The 17,801-nt window shown below is 72.2% G+C and carries 15 protein-coding genes; 9 read left to right on the forward strand and 6 right to left on the reverse strand.

Annotated features, from left to right (window positions below; translation table 11 throughout):
• The first annotated feature begins 82 nt into the window (after positions 1-82).
• The 6 genes from FLL47_RS05465 (at position 83) to FLL47_RS05490 (ending at position 6,549) form a co-directional block, all read left to right on the forward strand.
• Positions 83-2,122, forward strand: coding sequence for a ThuA domain-containing protein (locus tag FLL47_RS05465; protein ID WP_144119382.1), 2,040 nt, complete (start codon positions 83-85; stop codon positions 2,120-2,122).
• A gap of 130 nt (positions 2,123-2,252) precedes the next feature.
• Positions 2,253-3,023 carry a hypothetical protein gene (locus tag FLL47_RS05470; RefSeq protein ID WP_144119299.1) on the forward strand — a complete coding sequence of 257 codons (771 nt, stop codon included), beginning with the start codon at positions 2,253-2,255 and terminating at the stop codon, positions 3,021-3,023.
• A 324-nt stretch (positions 3,024-3,347) separates the two neighbouring features.
• Complete coding sequence (locus FLL47_RS05475) at positions 3,348-3,923, forward strand: TetR/AcrR family transcriptional regulator (protein ID WP_144119300.1); 576 nt, start codon at positions 3,348-3,350, stop codon at positions 3,921-3,923.
• Positions 3,907-5,367: a nitrilase-related carbon-nitrogen hydrolase gene (locus FLL47_RS05480; protein WP_144119301.1), complete on the forward strand. Its 1,461-nt coding sequence runs from the start codon at positions 3,907-3,909 to the stop codon at positions 5,365-5,367. Before FLL47_RS05475 ends, FLL47_RS05480 begins: the two co-directional genes overlap by 17 nt.
• A gap of 89 nt (positions 5,368-5,456) precedes the next feature.
• Positions 5,457-6,176 (forward strand): M23 family metallopeptidase, encoded by a 720-nt coding sequence (locus FLL47_RS05485; RefSeq protein WP_144119302.1) that lies wholly within the window; start codon positions 5,457-5,459, stop codon positions 6,174-6,176.
• 169 nt (positions 6,177-6,345) lie between these two features.
• On the forward strand, positions 6,346-6,549 hold the full coding sequence (locus FLL47_RS05490; RefSeq protein ID WP_144119303.1) for an SRPBCC family protein: 204 nt from the start codon (positions 6,346-6,348) through the stop codon (positions 6,547-6,549).
• Positions 6,550-6,684: 135 nt separating this feature from the next.
• Here the strand turns inward: FLL47_RS05490 and FLL47_RS05495 are convergent, their stop codons facing one another.
• Positions 6,685-8,100 (reverse strand): pectate lyase, encoded by a 1,416-nt coding sequence (locus FLL47_RS05495; RefSeq protein WP_246157553.1) that lies wholly within the window; start codon positions 8,098-8,100, stop codon positions 6,685-6,687.
• Positions 8,101-8,332: 232 nt separating this feature from the next.
• Here FLL47_RS05495 and FLL47_RS05500 point away from each other — a divergent pair, with 232 nt between their 5' ends.
• On the forward strand, positions 8,333-9,040 hold the full coding sequence (locus tag FLL47_RS05500; RefSeq protein WP_186315573.1) for a methyltransferase domain-containing protein: 708 nt from the start codon (positions 8,333-8,335) through the stop codon (positions 9,038-9,040).
• On the opposite strand, the gene FLL47_RS05505 is transcribed toward FLL47_RS05500, so the two are convergent.
• Complete coding sequence (locus tag FLL47_RS05505; protein WP_144119306.1) at positions 9,027-9,755, reverse strand: MerR family transcriptional regulator; 729 nt, start codon at positions 9,753-9,755, stop codon at positions 9,027-9,029. The two genes, FLL47_RS05500 and FLL47_RS05505, sit on opposite strands and share 14 nt — an antisense overlap.
• Before the next feature lie 116 nt (positions 9,756-9,871).
• Here FLL47_RS05505 and FLL47_RS05510 point away from each other — a divergent pair, with 116 nt between their 5' ends.
• Positions 9,872-11,134 (forward strand): erythromycin esterase family protein, encoded by a 1,263-nt coding sequence (locus FLL47_RS05510; protein WP_222105972.1) that lies wholly within the window; start codon positions 9,872-9,874, stop codon positions 11,132-11,134.
• Between the two features lie 96 nt (positions 11,135-11,230).
• On the opposite strand, the gene FLL47_RS05515 is transcribed toward FLL47_RS05510, so the two are convergent.
• A complete protein-coding gene (locus FLL47_RS05515) occupies positions 11,231-12,838 on the reverse strand; it encodes an ABC-F family ATP-binding cassette domain-containing protein (RefSeq protein WP_144119307.1) in 1,608 nt (535 codons plus the stop codon).
• Between the two features lie 241 nt (positions 12,839-13,079).
• Here FLL47_RS05515 and FLL47_RS05520 point away from each other — a divergent pair, with 241 nt between their 5' ends.
• A complete protein-coding gene (locus FLL47_RS05520) occupies positions 13,080-15,053 on the forward strand; it encodes a PASTA domain-containing protein (protein ID WP_246157555.1) in 1,974 nt (657 codons plus the stop codon).
• A gap of 56 nt (positions 15,054-15,109) precedes the next feature.
• Here the strand turns inward: FLL47_RS05520 and FLL47_RS05525 are convergent, their stop codons facing one another.
• Genes FLL47_RS05525 through FLL47_RS05535 form a run of 3 tightly spaced genes read right to left on the reverse strand, consistent with a single transcriptional unit; the run spans position 15,110 to position 17,456 of the window.
• On the reverse strand, positions 15,110-16,090 hold the full coding sequence (locus FLL47_RS05525; protein WP_144119308.1) for an ABC transporter permease subunit: 981 nt from the start codon (positions 16,088-16,090) through the stop codon (positions 15,110-15,112).
• 2 nt (positions 16,091-16,092) lie between these two features.
• The gene (locus FLL47_RS05530) at positions 16,093-17,058 is read right to left on the reverse strand and encodes an ABC transporter ATP-binding protein (RefSeq protein WP_144119309.1); all 966 of its coding nucleotides are present in this window, start codon (positions 17,056-17,058) and stop codon (positions 16,093-16,095) included.
• Positions 17,055-17,456, reverse strand: a complete 402-nt coding sequence (locus tag FLL47_RS05535) for a GntR family transcriptional regulator (RefSeq protein WP_144119310.1) — start codon at positions 17,454-17,456, stop codon at positions 17,055-17,057. The genes FLL47_RS05530 and FLL47_RS05535 overlap by 4 nt, the downstream gene beginning before the upstream one ends.
• Positions 17,457-17,801 lie beyond the last annotated feature (345 nt).

Consider the following 17,801-nt stretch of genomic DNA (forward strand, 5'->3'; position numbering starts at 1 on the left):
TCCCGTCCGAGAAAGGAGCACCACCGTGCGAATCCTCCGACCCGTGATCGGCGTGGCAGCCGCCGCGCTGACCGTGGTGGCCATGACCGCCTGCCCGGCGGCGGCCGCCGACGCCCCGTACGACGTGCTGGTCTTCTCCAAGACCGCCGGCTTCCGGCACGACTCCATCGCCGTGGGCACCCAGGCCATCCGCGACCTGGGCGCCGCCAACAACTTCACCGTCACGGCCACCGAGGACGCGAACGCGTTCACCACGGCCAACCTCGCCCAGTACGAAGCCGTGGTCTTCCTCAACACCACCGGTGACGTGCTTAATGCGACCCAGCAGACCGCCTTCGAAAGCTACATCCGCTCCGGCAAGGGCTACGTCGGCGTGCACGCCGCGTCCGACACCGAGTACTCCTGGCCCTGGTACGGCAACCTGGTCGGCGCGTGGTTCGCCTCGCACCCGGCGATCCAGCAGGCCAACGTCAAGGTCGAGGACCGCGGTCACGCCGCGACCGGGCACCTGCCGCAGACCTGGACCCGCACCGACGAGTGGTACAACTACCAGACCAACGCCCGGTCCACCGCGAAGGTGCTGGCGACGCTCGACGAGTCGTCGTACAGCGGCGGCGGCATGGGCGCCGACCACCCGCACGCCTGGTGCAAGGCCTTCGACGGCGGCCGGTCCTTCTACACCGGCGGCGGCCACACCCAGGCCTCCTACAGCGAGGCCAACTTCCGCAACCACCTGCTCGGCGGCATCCGGTACGCGTCCGGGCGCAGCAAGGCCGACTGCCGCCCCGAGACCGGCTACTCGCCGATCTTCAACGGCTCGACCACGGGCTGGTCGCAGGCCGGGCCGGGCAGCCTCACCAACAGCGACGCGACGCTGACCACGGTCGGCGGCATGGGCCTGTACTGGTACAGCGCCAAGCAGTACACCTCGTACTCGCTCAAGCTGGACTGGAAGCTCACCGGTGACTCCAACTCGGGCGTGTTCATCGGCTTCCCGCCGTCGACCGACCCGTGGTCGGCGGTCAACAACGGCTACGAGATCCAGATAGACGCCACCGACAGCGCCGACCGCACCACCGGCTCGGTGTACACGTTCCAGTCGGCCAACATCGCCGCCCGCGACGCGGCGCTCAACGCCGCCGGTGAGTGGAACACGTACGAGCTGCTCGTCGAGGGGGAGCGTCTGCGTATCTACCTCAACGGCGTGCTGATCAACGACTTCACCAACACCAACCCGGTCCGCAGCCTGGCCGGGCACATCGGCATCCAGAACCACGGGGCGGGTGACACCGCCGCGTTCCGCAACATCCGGATCAAGGAACTCGGCACGCCGCCCGTCGGCGACGTGACCGTGCAGGCCGAGTCGTTCAGCAGCCAGAGCGGCGTGCAGGCGTTCACCAAGGCGGGCGCGAACAACGGCCAGACGCTGGGCTACATCGAGCCGGGCGACTGGGCGGCGTACAACGGCGTGAACGTCGGCGGCGCGACCACCTTCCGGGCGCGGGTCGTGTCCGGCGGCGCGGGCGGCGGCATCCAGGTGCGCACCGGTTCCACCACCGGGCCGATCCTGGGCACGGTCGCGGTCCCCAACACGGGCAGCTGGAGCACGTACGCCAACGTGCAGACCACGCTGACCGGGGTGCCGTCGGGCAACCAGAACGTGTACCTGACCTTCACCGGGACCGGCACCGGCCTGTTCGACGTCGACGACTTCACCTTCGTGAAGACGGCCACGCCGGGCGTCGGGCCGGTCAAGGGCCTGGCCGGCAAGTGCCTCGACGTGCGCAGCAGCGGCACCGCCGACGGAACGCAGATCCAGATCTACACCTGCAACAGCTCCACGGCCCAGACCTGGACCCGCAACGGCCAGACGCTGCGGGCGCTGGGCAAGTGCCTGGACATCTCCGGTGGCGGCAGCGCCGACGGCACCAAGATCCAGCTGTGGACCTGCAACGGGTCCGGTGCGCAGAACTGGACCTACCAGTCCTCGGACCAGACCCTGCGCAACCCGCAGTCGGGCAAGTGCCTGGACGTGTCGGGCAACAACTCCGCCGACAGCACCATCGTCCACCTCTGGACGTGCGTCGCGAACGCCGCGAACCAGAAGTGGACCCTGCCGTAGCGAACCGAGCGGCGGGCCGCCGGCATGCCTGGCGGCCCGCCGCGCATATCCCGGTGCGCCGGCACGCCGTCGGTGCGGTCATCGGCGCCATGATCTCCTCTGTACGAAAGGGCGTGCGCGCCCTCGCGGTATGACCGCCCCGCGGCACGAACGTGCCGCCTTCTGGCAGCGAGCTGCCGCCGTCCGGGACGAATGGCTCGGGCACGGCACGGCCTGCGGGCCGACCGGCGAGGCAGTCGCCGAGCAGGCAATCACCGAGCTGTACCGGCGCATCGGCCGGTCCCGACCCGAGTTCGTGTGGGTCCGCTCTCCTTTGGAAGCCCAGCCCCTCGTCGGGCACCTGCCCACGCTGCAGGACCTGCACACCTGGGTGACCCGGCCCCCCTCCGGCAGACGCCCTCCGCTGGCCAGTGACCTGGCCACGTCCCTGGCCCGGATGCGCGGGGCCATGGACGACCGGATAGACACCCCGCTGTTCGACCCCAAGCCGCCCAAACGCGACAAGGATCGGCCCTGGCCCGAGCTTTCCGCGGAAGCTGCGGTGGCGTACGGCATCCCGTTCGTCGACATCGTGCGCCGCCACGTGCGCGACACCCTCTACACGTCGCTCGCCCAAGGGTTCTACCTGCCCGGCAAGCGCCTGCTGGGCATACCCGGCCCGGTCTGCTGGTACGGCCAGCAGGAGGCGCACTGGATCGCCTACTACGAGGTGTGGCGGCGGCTCGGCCTGGCCGCCTACGGCTCCGCACTGGACGCGGAGCTGGACGGCTGGCAGGCCATCGCCCGCTCGGCGGGCTGGTTCTGGCCCGACGAACGGCGCTGCGTCGTCTCCGCCCGCCCGGTCGCCGGGACGACCTTCGCCGACGGCTGGTCCATCACGTCCCCGGCCACCACCGGATAACCCCGCCCTGCCGTCGAGCGTATGACGTGTCCGCCGCCACGGGGGCAGGCGGGCACGTCATCGTCGGCTCGCTCCGGCGGCGGCGCAGCTCCAGAGCCGGCGGCGCACACCGCTGCGTTCGCTCACCGCGACCTTCGGCTCCGCGCAGCAGTTTCGGGGAAACTGCATGAATCGCCTGATCAGAGGCTGCAGTTTCCCCGAAACTGCCGCCTTTCGGCTACCGGGGTTTGCGGGTTGCGCCTGCCAGGTCGGGCACGGCAGTGCGTTTCGGCGGCGAGGACGGTCAGCTTGTCTACGGCGTAGACTTTGGTCTACGGTGTAGACATGAACACGACTGCGGATCGTCTGGTGGCGATCGCTCGGGAGATCCTGCTGGCTGAAGGCGCTGCCGCGGTGAGCATGCGGCGGGTGGCGACGGCGGCCGGGGTCACTCCGATGACGATCTACCGGCACTTCGCCAACCGGGAAACGCTGCTGTCGACCATCGCCGACGCGAGCTTCGCCGAGATCGCCGAGCGCTGGGCCGCCCGTCCGGCCGCCGCCGACTTCGACCTGCGGGTGGCCGAGCTGCTGGACGACCATCTCGACTTCGCGCTCGGCCAGCCGCACCTGTACGACTTCGTGTTCACTGATCCGCGCGAGGGCGCACGGCGCTGGCCGGACGACTTCCGCGCGGGCGGCTCGCCCTCGATGAACCTCGTCGCCGCCGCCCTGACCGGTGGCGTCCGGCAGGGCGTGCTGCGCGATCAGGACGTGTGGCCGCTGGCGCTGACCGTCGCGGCATTGATCCACGGGCTGGTCCAGCTGTTCCGCGGCGGCCGGATCGATCTGCCCGAGCAGGACTTCCGTGCCCTGGTCCACCAACTCGTCGGGAAGGTGCTGGATGGCAACCGAGCTTGAGGTCAGGTCGGAACACGTCGAGGCTGCACCGGAGAAGGCGGGCCGCCGTCCGGCAGGCCCGCTGGTCGCGTTCGCCGTCGTCTTGGCGTCGGCTCTGGTGTGGTTCGGCACCGGGCTCGCGCCGCTTCCATGGTTGACCTGGCTGGCCCCGCTGCCGCTGTTCGTCGTGGCGGCCCGGGTGTCCGGGCGGACCGCAATGGCCGCCGCGTTCCTGGCCTGGGCGGCCGGAAGCCTGAACATGTGGACCTACTACGCAGGCACGCTCGAGGTTCCGGCCGTCGTGGTGGTCGGCTTCCTGGTGTTGCAGGCGCTCGCCTTCGGCGGCGCCGTCGGGCTGTTCCGTGCGCTGCTGCGGCAGGGCAGGCCGGTGGCGGCCGCGCTCGCCGCACCGGCCGCGTGGGTCGGTGCCGAGTATCTCGTGTCGCTGTTCTCCCCCGGAGGCTCGTTCTCCGCCATCGGCTACACCCAGGCCGAGATGCTGCCGGTGATCCAGGTGGTCTCGGTGACCGGGATCTGGGGCGTCGGTTTCCTGCTGATGGCGCTGCCCGCCATGGTGGCCACGGTGTCGGCCGATCGCGCCGCGTGGCCACGCCTGCTCTCGGTCGCGGCCGTCCTGGCGGTCGGCACAGCCGGATACGGACTGTTGCGCCTCCAAAGCCCGCCGGTCGGTCCGAGCACGATGGTCGCGCTGGCCGACGTGCGGCAGTCCGAGGACTCGCTGCCGCTCGGGTCGGCGGAGGCTCGGCAGGTCCTGGAGAGCTATCTGGATCAGGCGTCGAAGGCCGGTTCCGCCGGTGCCACGGTACTGGTGCTGCCGGAGAAGGTGTTCAAGGTGACCGAGCCGGAGCTCGCCGAACTCGGCAACAGGTTCAGCTCCGTGGCCGCGCACAGCCGGATCACCATCGTCGTCGGTCTCACCCTCAAGGACCAGGCGGGGGCGCACAACATCGCGATGTCGTACGGCGGCGGGAGCGCGGTGCGATATGACAAGCAGCACCTCGTCACCGGGTGGGAGGACCACTTCACCGCCGGGGACCGGCTCGTGTGGTTGCCTGGTTCGACCATGGGGCTGGCGATCTGCAAGGACCTCGATCATCCCGAGCTGGGTCGGGCATACGGCAGGCAGGCGACGACCGTGCTGCTGGCGCCGGCCCTCGACTTCGACCGTGACGGCTGGCTGCACAGCCGGATCGCGGTGGTGCGCGGGGTGGAGAACGGCATCACGGTGGTCCGGTCGGCCGGCCATGGTCGGCTGGTCGCCGCGGACTCCCGTGGCCGACTCGCCGCCGACGCGGTCACCGGCAGGGGGGCCACGAGCGCGACGGTGATGTTGCGGTCCGGGTCGGGTGCCACGCCGTACTCCCGGTTCGGCGACTGGTTCGCGTGGCTCTGCCTCGCGCTAGTCGCCGGTGGTGTGGTCAGGCTGCGCCTGGTGCGCCGCTGACGGGAGGCACGTCCTGCCCGCCGGTGCCACCGGTGGCAGGCCGGTTCGGGGCCTGGGCCGGTCTGGTGCGGCCCGCCTAGGGTGGGTTCATGGCTGAGGGGTGGCGTGGGCCGTCGGCGCGGGAGGTCGTCCTCTCGCTGCCGTTCACAGGATTGTGGCTGGCCAGGAACAGTCCGGCCCGGCGGGTTCCGAGCCACGGCACCGACCTGATGGGCGAACGCTATGCCATCGACTTCATCGGGGTGGACGAGCGCGGCCGTACCGCCGGTCACCGGGACTGGCGGACTTTCCTGGCCACGGAACCGCCGGACCGGTTCTTCGCCTTCGGCCGCCCGATCCTGGCGCCCGCCGACGGGGTCGTCGTCGCGGCCCACGACGGCGAGCCCGATCATGCGGCGCGGCGGTCGCAGTTGGCCCTGGTGCCGTACATGGCGGGCCAGTTGGGGCGGATCCGGCAGGGCGTGGCGGCGATCGCGGGCAACCACGTGATCATCGAGTTGGGGGAGAGCGGGGCGTACGCCGCACTCGTACACCTGCGGTCCGGCTCCCTGCGCGTGGCAGCGGGCGCGCGGGTGACGGTCGGGCAGCAGATCGCGGCCTGCGGCAACTCCGGCAACTCGACCCAGCCGCACGTGCACATGCAGGTCATGGACAGTCCGGACCTGTCCGTCGCCCGCGGCGTGCCGATGGCGTTCCGGCACTTCCGCGAACGGCCCGCCGGTGCGACGCGCTTCCTGATCAGACAGACCGGCATCCCGGGTGAGGACGCGGTCGTCGAACCGCTGCCCGCAGCCGACGTGAATCACTGACGCACCGGCGAGGACATCGCGCTGATCTGCCGGCTGGTCATGCTCGCGGGACGGATCGCCGCGCTACGCAGCGGGCGGCCCCTGGGGCTCGCGCCGGAGCGTGACTCGGCGATCAGCCGGGCAGCGAGGCGGGGTCCCCGGCGCGACAGCACATCAATGTGGAGGAATCATGCCAGAGAACGTCGCCGTCTTCGAGGTCGCCTGCCCGGCCGAGGTGGTGTACGACTACGTCACCGATCCCGGCAGGTTCGCGTTGTGGCAGGACGACGTGGTGGCGGTGGAGGTCGGCCACCCGCACCCGGCGCCGGTGGCACGCGGTTCACCACGACGCGGCGCATCGGATCGGCCGACCGCGTCCTGGTCCAGGAGGTGACCAGAGCCGAGCCCGGCCGGGCCTGGGCGGCGCGCGGGGTGGACGGCCCGATCCGGACGGATGCCGAGGTGAGCGTCGAGTCGCTGGCCGGCGGGAGCCGCTGCCGGGACACGTGGTCCCGGCAGCGGCACCGTGTCACTGCCAGCTGATGTCGCCGGCGTTGTAGATGCAGTTCACGCCGTCCGCGCCGCTGCCGACGTGGGTGGGTTCACTGCCCTTCGGGACACCGTTGAACTTGTCGCAGATGACGGTCTCGTGGTCCGAGTCGCCGATGACGGTGATCCGGGTGAACCGGGCGGTGTCACCCCAGTTGATGTTGATGCCGGCGATCACGTCACCGCTCTTGACCCGCACGTTGTCGATGACCACGTGCCGCTGGTACGAGGAGCTGCAGTTGCCGCAGGCCCGGTAGAGCTTGCCGAAGTTCTCCGCGTAGAACCCGCTGATGTGCAGCGTGCCGGGTCCGTTGTGCTGGAAGATCTTGTCCGACGCCGCGCGGGCGCCGCCGCCGATCACGTAGTAGTTGGTGCCGCCGAGGAACGTCGCCGCGTCCTCGCCCACGTCCTCCCACCAGACGTTCTCGATGGTGCAGTTGCCCAGGCAGTGGATGCCGTCACCGGCGGGCGCGCCCAGGATCACGTTCTTGATGGTGGCGCCGGCCGCCAGCTCGAACACGGGGTCCTGGGCCTCGCCCTGGCCGCCGTCGCCGATGCAGCAGTAGCGCTTCATACCGCCGTCGAAGACACCGCTGACCGGGATGGTGCCGTTGCTGACCGGGGCGTTGCCGCTCGGCGTGGGCCAGCCGGTGGGCGGCGGGCTCACGGTCGGCGACGCCGTGGGCGAGGCCGGAGCCGACGGTGACGCCGACGGCCGCGGGCTCGTCGTCGCCGACGGGGCCGGGGTGGTCGGGGCCGGCGTGCCGCCGGTGTTGACCGCGATGTCGTCGAAGGACGCACTGCTGTATGCGGTCTGCAGCCCGATGCGGCCGTTGGCGATCGCGGTGCTGGTGGCCGATGCGATCACGGTGCCGTCGACGAGGCCGCGGATGGTGCTGCCGTTGGCCTCGATGCCGAGGGTGTACCAGGTGCCGGTGGCCACCGTGCGGGTGGCGCTGCCCAGCACGGTGACCGTGCTGCCGTTGACCGCCTGCAGCTGTACGGAGTTGCCCGGCCGCAGGGACAGCCGGTAGTAGACGGTCGCGCCGGTCGAGCGGGCCAGCAGGGAGACGTGGCCGTTGCTGCCGAAGCTCAGCGGCTTGACCCGGGCGGTGACCGTGTACGCGGTCCAGCTGGTGGAGCCGGCGAACTGCCGGGCGTTGTCGGTGCTGGTGTTGCTCTGCTGCAGGGCCTTGGTGCCGTCGGTGACCACCGTCCAGGTGCCGCCGGACTTGGACCAGCCGTCGGCCGCGCCGTCCTCGAAGGTGTCGCTGAAGACGGTGGCGGCGAAGGCGTTCTGGCTGAGCGCTATCGCGCCGGTGGTGAGGGCGAGGACCAGCCCCGCGATGAGGGACCACGTTCGTGGTCGGGGACGGGGGAGCGTGCGAGTTGCCACGGGTGCCTCCGGGTCGGGGGACCGTGCCGCTGGGCGACGGCACGGGACGTGCGCGGTCCGATGGCGACAGTGCTGATCAGGCACTGGTGGACCGGTGTTTCCGGCTTTGGAAAGCGCTTCCCGAGTGCTGACCGTAGACCCGATGTGAACCGCCGTCAACAGGCGGGTTTCCATACGGCGATCCGAGCCCGTTGCGGCCTGCTGCCGCATCGCGGACCGGTACGGTGGGCCGGTGACCGACCAAGATCTCAAGCCGCTGTTCGCCGCGGCGGCCGCCAACCTCGTCTACAACGCACCGCTGAGCGAGGACCGGGTGGCGGACCTCGTCCGGCGGCTGGCCCCGGAGGGTTCCGGCCGGCGGGCGCTTGACCTGGGCTGCGGCGGCGGCGAGCTGCTCCTGCGGTTGTGCCGGGCGCACGGGATCGCGGGCGACGGGGTCGAACACGACGCCGCGATCGCCGAACGTGCCCGTGTGCGGGCGTCCGAGCTCGGACTCGACCAGGTCACCTTCCACGCCGCCGACGCCACCACCTGGACGCAGCCGGCCGACCTCGTCGTCAACGTCGGCGGTAGTCACATCTGGGGCGGGACCGCGCAGGCGCTGGCCGCGCTGCACCCGCTGACCCGTCCCGGCGGGCGGCTGCTGTTCGGCGAGGGCTTCTACCGGACGGAGCCGACGGGCGAGGTCCGCGAGGTGTTCGGCGACATGCCTGATCTCGCCGGGCTCGCCCGCGCGACCGTGGCGGCGGGCTTCCGGCCGTTGCACGTCGCCGCGTCGACCCTCGCCGAGTGGGACGACTTCGAGTCCGACTGGCGGGCCGGGATCGAGCAAGTCGGCACCCCGCAGGCCCGTGCCTTCGCCGACCGGCGGCGCGAGGAGTATCTCGGCGGCTACCGCGACGTGCTCGGCTTCGGCTGGCTGATCCTCACGCCGGCCTGAGATCCGGCTGCCCGGCACGTTCGCGCAGGTAAACGTCCAGTTCTGCGGCACCGGCCAGCATCGCGCGGCCACGCCGGGCGAGCCGCGCGCGCCAGTCGTGCAGCATCGCCTCCAGCGGGGCCACGCCACCGGCGGCCCGTACCTGATCCAGCAGCGGCGCGATCTGCTCCAGGAGGTATCCGCCGCGCCGTAGCTGATGCGCCAGCCGGGCGTCGCGTACGTCGGCCGAGGTGTAGACGCGGTATCCGGTGGCGGGGTCGCGTCGTGGGCGGACCAGCCCGGCCCGTTCCCATTTGCGCAGCGTCGCGGGCCGGATGCCCAGCTGCCGGGCGAGCGGCCCGACGAACGTGTCCGCCGACCGGGGCGATACGGGGCCGGCCGCGGTCAGGTCGCGCAGCGCCTGCTCGACCGCGGTGAGGGTGCGCCGGTCCGAACGCAGCTGCAGGTGGCTCTCGTCGATCAGGGCCAGGGCTTGCTCGACGGCGTCCTCGTTGACCGCGCGCATGATCGCCGTCGCGACCTGGTGGCCGTGTCCGGGCGCCAGCGCGGCGAACGTGCGCAGCGCCCGGGCGTGCAGCGGGGTGTAGACGCGGTATCCGGTGGCGGTCCGGGCCGCCGGCGGCAGGATGCCTGCGTGCTCGTAGTTGCGGACCGCCTGGGTGGACAGCCCCTGGCCGCGGGCCAGATCGACGGGGCGCAGCCGGGCTTCGGTCATGGTGTGCCCAACGTTTGAGGGTTTGATGCGTCGATACGCCTGGTGAGCGAAGAAAGTTTACACCGTCGATTCAACGATAGGGTTCATGGTAGAACGCGTCGAGAGGATCAGACCTGATGACCACTCCTTCCGCCCTGGCCGCCACCGGCTGGGCATTCAGCGACGACCCCGGACCCGCGATGTCGCGTCTGCTCGCCACGCTGCCCGCCCGACCCCGGCTGCTCGGCCTCGGCGAGCCCATTCACGGCGAGGAACTCTTCCTGCGGGTGCGCAACCGGTTGCTGCGTCACCTGGTGGAGCACGAGGGCTACCGGTCGGTCGCGCTGGAGAGCGACTGCCTGGCCGGGCTCATGGTCGACGAATACGTCGCGGGGGGCGCGGGCTCGCTCGACGACGTCATGGCACACGGCGTCAGCCACGGCTGGGGAGCGGCCGCCGGCAACCGCGAACTGGTCGCCTGGATGCGGGACTACAACCAGGACCGCCCGGACGGCGACCGGCTGCGCTTCTTCGGATTCGACGGCCCGCTGGAGATGATGTACGCCGCCAGCCCGCGCCGCGCCCTCACCGAGCTGCGCGACCATCTCGCGGCCCACGTCGACCCCGGGCTGCTCCCGGACGACGCGGCCCTGATCGACGACCTGGCCGGCGACGACGAGCGGTGGACCGACCCGGCGGCGGCCATGGACCCGTCCCGGTCGGTCGGCGCGTCCGCCGAGGCGGTGCGGTTGCGCCTGCTCGCGGACGACCTGCTGGCCCTGAGCACGGCGCAGACGCCGAGAATGCGCGCCGCGGCGTCCGACGACGATCGGTGGCGGGCGCGGTTGCACGGGCGTACCGCCGTGGGGTTGCTGCGCTATCACGCGGTCATGGCGGCGCCGTCGCCGTCGCGGTACGCCCGGCTCATGATCCAACGCGACGCGATGATGGCCGGGAACCTGCTGGAGATCGCCGCGGGGGAGGCGGACCGGGGTCCGACGCTGGTGTTCGCGCACAACGGGCACCTGCAGCGTGAGGAGGGCCGCTGGGAGGTGAGTCAGCTGGGCCAGACGCTGACGTGGTGGACCGCCGGCGCGATCGCCGCCGCCGACCTCGGCGAGCGCTACGCCTTCGTGGCCACCGCCGTGGGGACCATGCACCACCGCGGCCTCGGCGTGCCGGCCGCGGACACGGTCGAGGGCGTCCTGTCCACGCTTCCGGACGACCGCTACCTGCTCGACGGCGGCCGCGTGGCGGCTGCGCTGCGTGACGCCGGGCTGGAACCCGTACGTCGCGCCGACAACACCGACGATCACGGCTACTTCCCGCGCGATCCCGCGCACCTGGCCGACAGCGACGGCATCCTGTTCCTCCGGGACGTCCCCGCGGACAAGGCCTGAGCGGACGGCCAACGCGGGGCCTGTCGGCTCCCGCGCCGGCCGGTGTTCACCGCCGGTGCGGGCCGGCCTGGGCCGCCGTGGCCCAGGCCGTGCCCGTCACAACCGGAGCTCGCGGCCTGGCCAGCGGGAGCGCAGCCAGCGGTCGTGGCTGGCGACCACGATCGCGCCCGGGCCGGTGCCCAGGGCCTCCTCCAGCTCGTCGGCCAGGCGCGGCGAAAGGTGGTTCGTCGGCTCGTCGAGCAGCAGCAGCTCCGGCGGGTCTGCCACGAGCAGGGCGAGAGCGAGGCGGCGGCGCTGGCCGACCGACAGGTCCCCGACCCGGGTCCCCTGGTCGCGCGGGGCGAGCAGGCCGAGCTCGCCGAGCGGCACGGCCTCGGCGCGGGCGGTGCCCAGCGCCAGCTCGTAGGTTTCGCGGGCGGTCCGGTCGGGCCGCTCGAACTCGCTGTCCTGGGTCAGCAGTCCCACGGTCAGCCCGCGCCGCCGCTGCACCTCGCCCGCGGCGTCCAACTGTCCGGCGAGCACCGCGAGCAGTGTGGACTTGCCCGCCCCGTTGGCCCCGGTGACCAGCAGCCGGTCCGTGGACGACAGGTCGAGGCGGTCGAGGGTGAGCCGGCCGGGCACGTGTACCTCCCGCAGCGACAGCAGGGTGCCGTCGGCCGACGTGCTCGCGAGCCGGGCGGCCCGGAACCGCAGCGGCTGCGGCGGCCGGCGCACCTGCTCGCGTTCCAGTTCGTCGAGGCGGCGGGCGGCGTTGCGCACCCGCCGCGAGATCTGGTTCTGCACCCGTCCGGTGGTGTGGCCGTAGCCCATCTTCTCGCTGTCGCGCTTGGCGCGACCCGGTGCGACCTGGTGCGCGGTCACCGAGGCGGCCTGGCGCAGGTCGTCGAGCTCCTCCTGCTCCTGCTCGAACCGGCGCTGCCAGCGGGCCCGCTCCGCCTGCTTCTCGGCCTGGTAGGCGGTGTAGCCGCCGCCGTAGCGGGTCGGGCCGTCGACCGCCGGGTCGAGGTCGATCAGGTCGGTGCAGACGGCGTCGAGGAACGCCCGGTCGTGGCTGGCCACCACGACGACCCCGGGCAGGCCGCGCAGCTGCTCCTCGAGGAAGGCCGCCGCGGCGTCGTCGAGGTGGTTGGTGGGCTCGTCGAGCAGCAGCGCCGAGGGGCGCCTGGCCAGCAGCGCCGCCAGTGCGAGCCGGCCGCGCTGCCCGCCGGACAGCGAAGCCAGCGGACGCTCGTGCGGTATCCCGCCCAGGCCGAGCCCGGCCAGCACGATCTCCGCGCGCCGGTCGGCGTCCCAGGCCTCGTGCTCCTGGGCGCGGTCCAGCCGCTCGCCGTACGCGGCGAGCAGGGCGGGGTAGCCGGCGGACTCCGGCGCGACGGCGGCGAGCTCCGCGGTGAGCCGGTCGAGTTCGGCGAGGTCCGCGCGGGCTTCGCGCAGGGCGTCGTCGATCACGTCGGCGATCGTCGCGGCGCCGTCGAACGGCATCTCCTGGTGCAGGAAGCCGAGGTCGTCCGGGCGGGTGACGGTGCCGGAGTCGGGCTCGTCGGCACCGGCCAGCAGCCGCAGCAGGGTGGACTTGCCGGCCCCGTTCTCCCCGATCAGCCCGATCCGGTGACCGGGGGACGCGGTGAGACTGACGCCGTCGAGCACCCGGCGCGTGCCGAGGGTACGGACGAGATCATGGGCAAGCAGGGCGGAATAGGACATGGAACACCACCGACAGGATCGACTCTTCCGCCCGCCGGGCAGTGCCTCGGTCGCGGACGCGGGAAGGTGTCAGTGGCTCACATCGCGGTCGACGATACGTCGGCCCGACGGCGATCGGCAACAGAGATCGGTTCTGGGACGGCGGGGCGCGTCCGGCGGCGCCCGTGCGCGACCGCAGGTCGCGGCCCATCCCGGCATCGGGAGAGCCACGATGGCGGGGACTGCCCTAGACTGCGCTGCCATGGACGCTCAGCTCGCCGATCCCCTCCTCGGCACGCTCGTCGACGGACGCCTGCGCATCCGCGGATGCGTGGCCCGTGGCGGCATGACGACGGTCTACGCCGCGGTGGACGAGCGCCTGGGCCGTACCGTCGCGCTCAAGATGATCCACCCGCCGCAGCCGCGCCGGGGCCAGGCCGCGGCCTTCCACGCCGACCGCTTCGCCGAGGAGGCGACGGGGCTGGCCCGGTTGACGCATCCGAACGTGGCCGCGTTCTACGGCCAGGGCGTGCACGGCGGCTTCCCCTACCTGGTGACCGAGTTCGTGCGCGGCCGTACCCTGCGCGACATCCTCGACGAGCGCCGGCGGCTCAGCCCGGCGGAGGCGCTCGCGGTGACCGAGCAGGTGCTGGCGGCGCTGGCCGCGGCGCACCGCACCGGGCTGGTGCACCGCGCGGTGAAGCCGGAGAACATCATGGTGGCCGAAGCGCCCGGCGGCGGCCACGACCTGACCGAAGCGGTGGTCAAGGTGACCGACCTCGGGCTCGCCGACGCCGTCGAGGCAGGCGGGGCGGAGCCGTCGATCAGCGCCGCGTACGTCGCGCCGGAGTTCGTCTCCGACGGCCGCGTCGATCCGCGCGGCGACGTGTACGGCGTCGGGATCATGCTGTTCGAGCTGCTCACCGGCCGCGTGCCGTATCAGGGCGAGCGCCCGGTCGAGGTGGCCTGGCAGCATGTCGAACATGACGTGCCCGCGCCGTCGCAGGTGGTCGGCGGGCTGCCGCCGATGCTCGACGACCTCGTCGCCTCGGCCACGCGGCGCGCCCCGGGCGCCCGGTTCATGGACGCCGGCGCGATGCTGTCCGCGGTGCAGTCGGCCCGCCACGGCGTCGCCGACGCCACCACGCGGATGCGCCAGGTAGCGCAGGAGACCATGGTGGTCAGCCAGGTTCAGTCCGCTGACCGCCCGTCCTGGGCCCGGCTGCACGACGAGCCGGCCGAGCCGCGTACGCGCGCCGCGACGGCGTCGGTGTCCGCGTCCCCGTTGGCGGGCCTGCTGGCGCAGGCGAAGCAGCAGTACACGCGGCTGATGGGCGATCCGCGCGGGCGGATGGGGCTGACGGCGGGCGCGGTCGTGCTGGTGCTGCTGGTGCTCACCGGCGGCTACTACCTGGCATTCGGCCGCTACGACAGCACGCCGCAGCTGTTGAACCTGTCCAAGGAGCAGGCCGAGTCCACGCTGCGCGGCGCGGGTCTGGAGTTCGTCTACGCCAAGCCGCTGTTCCGCGAGGACGTGCCCAAGGACGTGGTGCTCCAGCAGGACCCGGCCGCCGGTGAGGACGTGCTCAGCGGCGGCACGGTGACGCTGACCCTGTCCGCCGGCCCCGAGCGCTACGTGGTGCCCGATGTTTCCGGCAAGCCCTGGGACCAGGCCGTCGCCGACCTGCAGGCCGAGCCGCTGAAGCTGAAGCCGGCGAAGGCCGGGGAGAAGTACAGCGACCTGGTCCCGAAGGGCTCGGTGCTGGAGACCGTGCCCAAGGCGGGTGACGAGGTCGAGGTCGGTGCCGCGGTCAAGGTGGTCCTCAGCAAGGGCCGTGCCCCGGTGAGCGTGCCGTCGGTGGAGGGCAAGCCGCTGGCCGAGGCGAGGTCGATCCTCGAGGGCCTGGGGCTGCGGGTCGAGGTGGAGCAGGTCGACTCGGACAAGCCCTTCGACACCGTGGTCAAGCAGGACCCGGTGCTGGGCACCGGGGTCGAGCGCGGTGCCGTGGTGAAGCTGCAGGTGAGCAAGAACGCCGCAGGCACGGTCATGCCCGAGCTGCGCAACTCGGGTTGCGGGGACGCGGAGAACCAACTGACCGCGATGGGCCTGCGCGTCGATGTGCGCGGGGTCCGCGGGGACAAGAACCAGTACCGGGTGGAGCGGCAGTTCCCGAACGCGGGCAGCAGGATCCAGCCGGGGCAGCGCGTCGTGATCAGGTGTGAACAGCGGCGTTGAGCGTCACGCGGGCGGGGGCATCGTAAATTTACGATGCCCCCGCCCGTCGGATGCCTTCAGGCTGTGCGGCGGCGCACGATCCAGAGCGCGGCGGCGAGCAGCGCGGCCGCCAGGCCGAGAAACACCGCCGACTCGACCAGCTGCATGGTGAGAAAGCTGCTGCCGGGGTGGTACTCCGCGTAGTGGCGCAGGCCGTGGTCGGCCAGGTAGCGCTCGATCGGGGTGCCCGCGCCGTACACGGCTTCGTGCCCGCCGTACACCTCGCGCACGATCGCGGTCTCCTCGCGGTCGCTGAGCCGGTGGCCCGTGGCGTCGATCCAGCCGTCCGCGACGACCCAGTCGTGCTCGGGCCGCCAGCCGGGGTCCGCCGTGACGCCGGGATCGGTGATCCGGACCAGCGGAGTCAGCAGGTAGGGCCGCACCGCCTCCTCCATCGGCAGCCGGACCGCCAGGTAGACGGCGAGCGTGGCGCCCATGGCGGCGATGGTGCGCCGCAGCAGCGCCCCACCCAGCACGCCGACCGCGAATGCGAACAGGGTGACCGCGACCAGGCTGGGGGCGGCGATCACGAACGCGGTGGTGCGCATCCGGCCGTCGATCGCGTCCAGCGGGGCGCGCCACCAGGTGAACAGGGCCGAGCACGCCAGGGCCAGGGCGGCGAGACCCGCGCCGACCGCGATCAGCCTGGTCACCAGCCACCGGGTGCGGGTGACGCTCTGGGTGAACGCCAGTCGCCAGGTGCCCTGCTCGAACTCGCGTGCCAGCAGCGGCGCACCGACGAAGACCCCCGCGAGCGCGGGCAGCAGGGCCACCCAGATGAACCGGTTGCCCCATTCGGAGTGCCGGTCGAGGAACTGCGTGACGAGCTGCCCGCAGCCGGTGCCGGCAGGGTTCGCGACGCAGGCGGCGACACCGTCGGCGGTGTACTCGGCGTGCATGGCCGTGCCCGTGATCAGCAGCGGGACCGCGACGCAGGCCAGCAGCAGCACGCAGGCCAGCAGTTCGGCGCGGTGCTGGCGCCAGGTGACCCACAGCATGTTCAGGCCTGCCTTTCGGCTGCGGACGGGTCGGTGACGATGCTGAGGCGTCGGCCCGGTCCGGCCGGCTCCGGCGGTGGCGGGCTCGCCGCCTGCGGCGGTTCGGTGTCGGGGCGCGCCAGGTATGCCAGCACAAGGTCCTCCAGCCCGACCGGGTTGGCCTCCCAGCGCGGGTGCGCGGGCATCCCGACGGGCTGGCGCACCAGCAGGTGGCTGTGCCGCGTGCCGTGGGTGGCCGCGATCAGCCCGGCTACGCCGGCGGTGTCGTCGGTGCGCGGGCCGGTGAGCATCCGGTGCCCGGCGATCAGGTCGTCGATGTCGCCGGTCAGCCGCACCCGGCCCTGGTGCAGCAGCACCACGTGGTCGCAGACCCGCTCCAGCTCGGTGACCACATGCGAGGAGAGCAGCACCGTCAGGTCCGCCTCGGCGACCGCTTCGACCAGGGTCTTCATGAACTCGCGACGGGCGAGCGGGTCGAGGCTGGCCACCGGTTCGTCGAGCACCAGCAGGCGGGGCTGCTTGGCCAGGGCCAGGGTCAGCGCGACCTGGGCCTGCTGGCCGCCGGAGAGCCGGTCGGCGCGGTGCTCGGTGGGGATGCCGAGTTCGCGCAGTCGGCGCTCGGCTCCGGGCCGGTCGAACCGCGGGTTCATGGAATTGCCGTAGCGCAGCATGTCGGCGACGCTGAAGCCCCGGTAGAGCGGGTGGTCCTGGGCGACGAAGCCGACCTCGGCGAGTCCGGCGGGGGAGTCCATGCGCAGCGGCCGCCCGAACATCGACACGGTGCCCTCGGTGGGCTTGAGCAGGCCGATGGCCAGCTGAAGCAGCGTGGTCTTGCCCGCGCCGTTCGCGCCGACCAGGCCGATGACGTTGCCCTGGGGCAGGTCGAGACTGCAATCGCGCAGCGCCCAGGTGCGCCGGCCGTAGCGCTTGCCGAGACCGCTGAACCGCAGCGCGGAGGTGCCGGTCATGCCGCGTCCGCCCGGGTGGGGGCCTGCCCGTCGTCGAGCACCGTGGTGACCAGGGCGCGCACCTGCTCGGGTGCGAGACCCGCCGCTTGTGCGGCGCGCACCCAGGCGCGCAGCTGGGCCGCGAGCTTGAGGTGCACGGCGTGCGGCACCTGGTCGGCGCGGCCGATGACGAAGGTGCCCTGCCCGGCCCGGGGCGCGGCGAGCCCGGCGCGTTCCATCTCCCGGTACGCCTTGGCGACGGTGTTCGGGTTGACGACCAGCGCCGCCGCCACCTCCCGCACGGTCGGCAGCTGCTCGCCGTCGACCAGGTAGCCGAGCAGCAGCCCGCGGCGCACCTGCTCGACGAGTTGCAGGTAGGTTGGCACCCCCGACCGGGAGTCAAGACGGAACGCGAACACGGCACCACCTCGCATGACAGATCTACTGGTGTATGAGTGTACTAGTTCGATAGTACACACGAGATCTTGGCGCGCAAGAGCGGAGCGCGAGGGCCGGGATGGTCGGCTGCCAGGCGTGGCCCGGGCTCGGGGCGGTCAGTGGAGCTTCTCGGCGAGTACGAGTCCGAGCGCGCTCAGCAGCGCCGATCCGACGGCGGTGGGGTGTGGGGGCGGCGCAGGTCACAGTGCTGTCAGGGGCGCGTCAAGAAAGCCGCGGCGGTCGTAGCGATGGCGTCAAGAGCGCTCACGTGAGCCGTTTTCGGGAGTTCGATTACTCCGTTCCCGTCCGGGCTTGCCCGCCGGTCG

The sequence above is a fragment of the Catellatospora sichuanensis genome, assembly GCF_007483665.1.
In the GTDB taxonomy this organism is placed as follows: domain Bacteria; phylum Actinomycetota; class Actinomycetes; order Mycobacteriales; family Micromonosporaceae; genus Catellatospora; species Catellatospora sichuanensis.

Excerpts from the sequence above, each read along its gene's own strand:
- FLL47_RS05485 (WP_144119302.1), top strand. The coding sequence starts at position 5,457 with ATGGCTGAGGGGTGGCGTGGGCCGTCGGCGCGGGAGGTCGTCCTCTCG.
- FLL47_RS05520 (WP_246157555.1), top strand. The coding sequence starts at position 13,080 with ATGGACGCTCAGCTCGCCGATCCCCTCCTCGGCACGCTCGTCGACGGA.
- FLL47_RS05525 (WP_144119308.1), bottom strand. The coding sequence starts at position 16,090 with ATGCTGTGGGTCACCTGGCGCCAGCACCGCGCCGAACTGCTGGCCTGC.
- FLL47_RS05515 (WP_144119307.1), bottom strand. The coding sequence starts at position 12,838 with ATGTCCTATTCCGCCCTGCTTGCCCATGATCTCGTCCGTACCCTCGGC.
- FLL47_RS05530 (WP_144119309.1), bottom strand. The coding sequence starts at position 17,058 with ATGACCGGCACCTCCGCGCTGCGGTTCAGCGGTCTCGGCAAGCGCTAC.
- FLL47_RS05510 (WP_222105972.1), top strand. The coding sequence starts at position 9,872 with ATGACCACTCCTTCCGCCCTGGCCGCCACCGGCTGGGCATTCAGCGAC.
- FLL47_RS05505 (WP_144119306.1), bottom strand. The coding sequence starts at position 9,755 with ATGACCGAAGCCCGGCTGCGCCCCGTCGATCTGGCCCGCGGCCAGGGG.
- FLL47_RS05490 (WP_144119303.1), top strand. The coding sequence starts at position 6,346 with ATGCCAGAGAACGTCGCCGTCTTCGAGGTCGCCTGCCCGGCCGAGGTG.
- FLL47_RS05480 (WP_144119301.1), top strand. The coding sequence starts at position 3,907 with ATGGCAACCGAGCTTGAGGTCAGGTCGGAACACGTCGAGGCTGCACCG.
- FLL47_RS05470 (WP_144119299.1), top strand. The coding sequence starts at position 2,253 with ATGACCGCCCCGCGGCACGAACGTGCCGCCTTCTGGCAGCGAGCTGCC.
- FLL47_RS05465 (WP_144119382.1), top strand. The coding sequence starts at position 83 with ATGACCGCCTGCCCGGCGGCGGCCGCCGACGCCCCGTACGACGTGCTG.
- FLL47_RS05475 (WP_144119300.1), top strand. The coding sequence starts at position 3,348 with ATGAACACGACTGCGGATCGTCTGGTGGCGATCGCTCGGGAGATCCTG.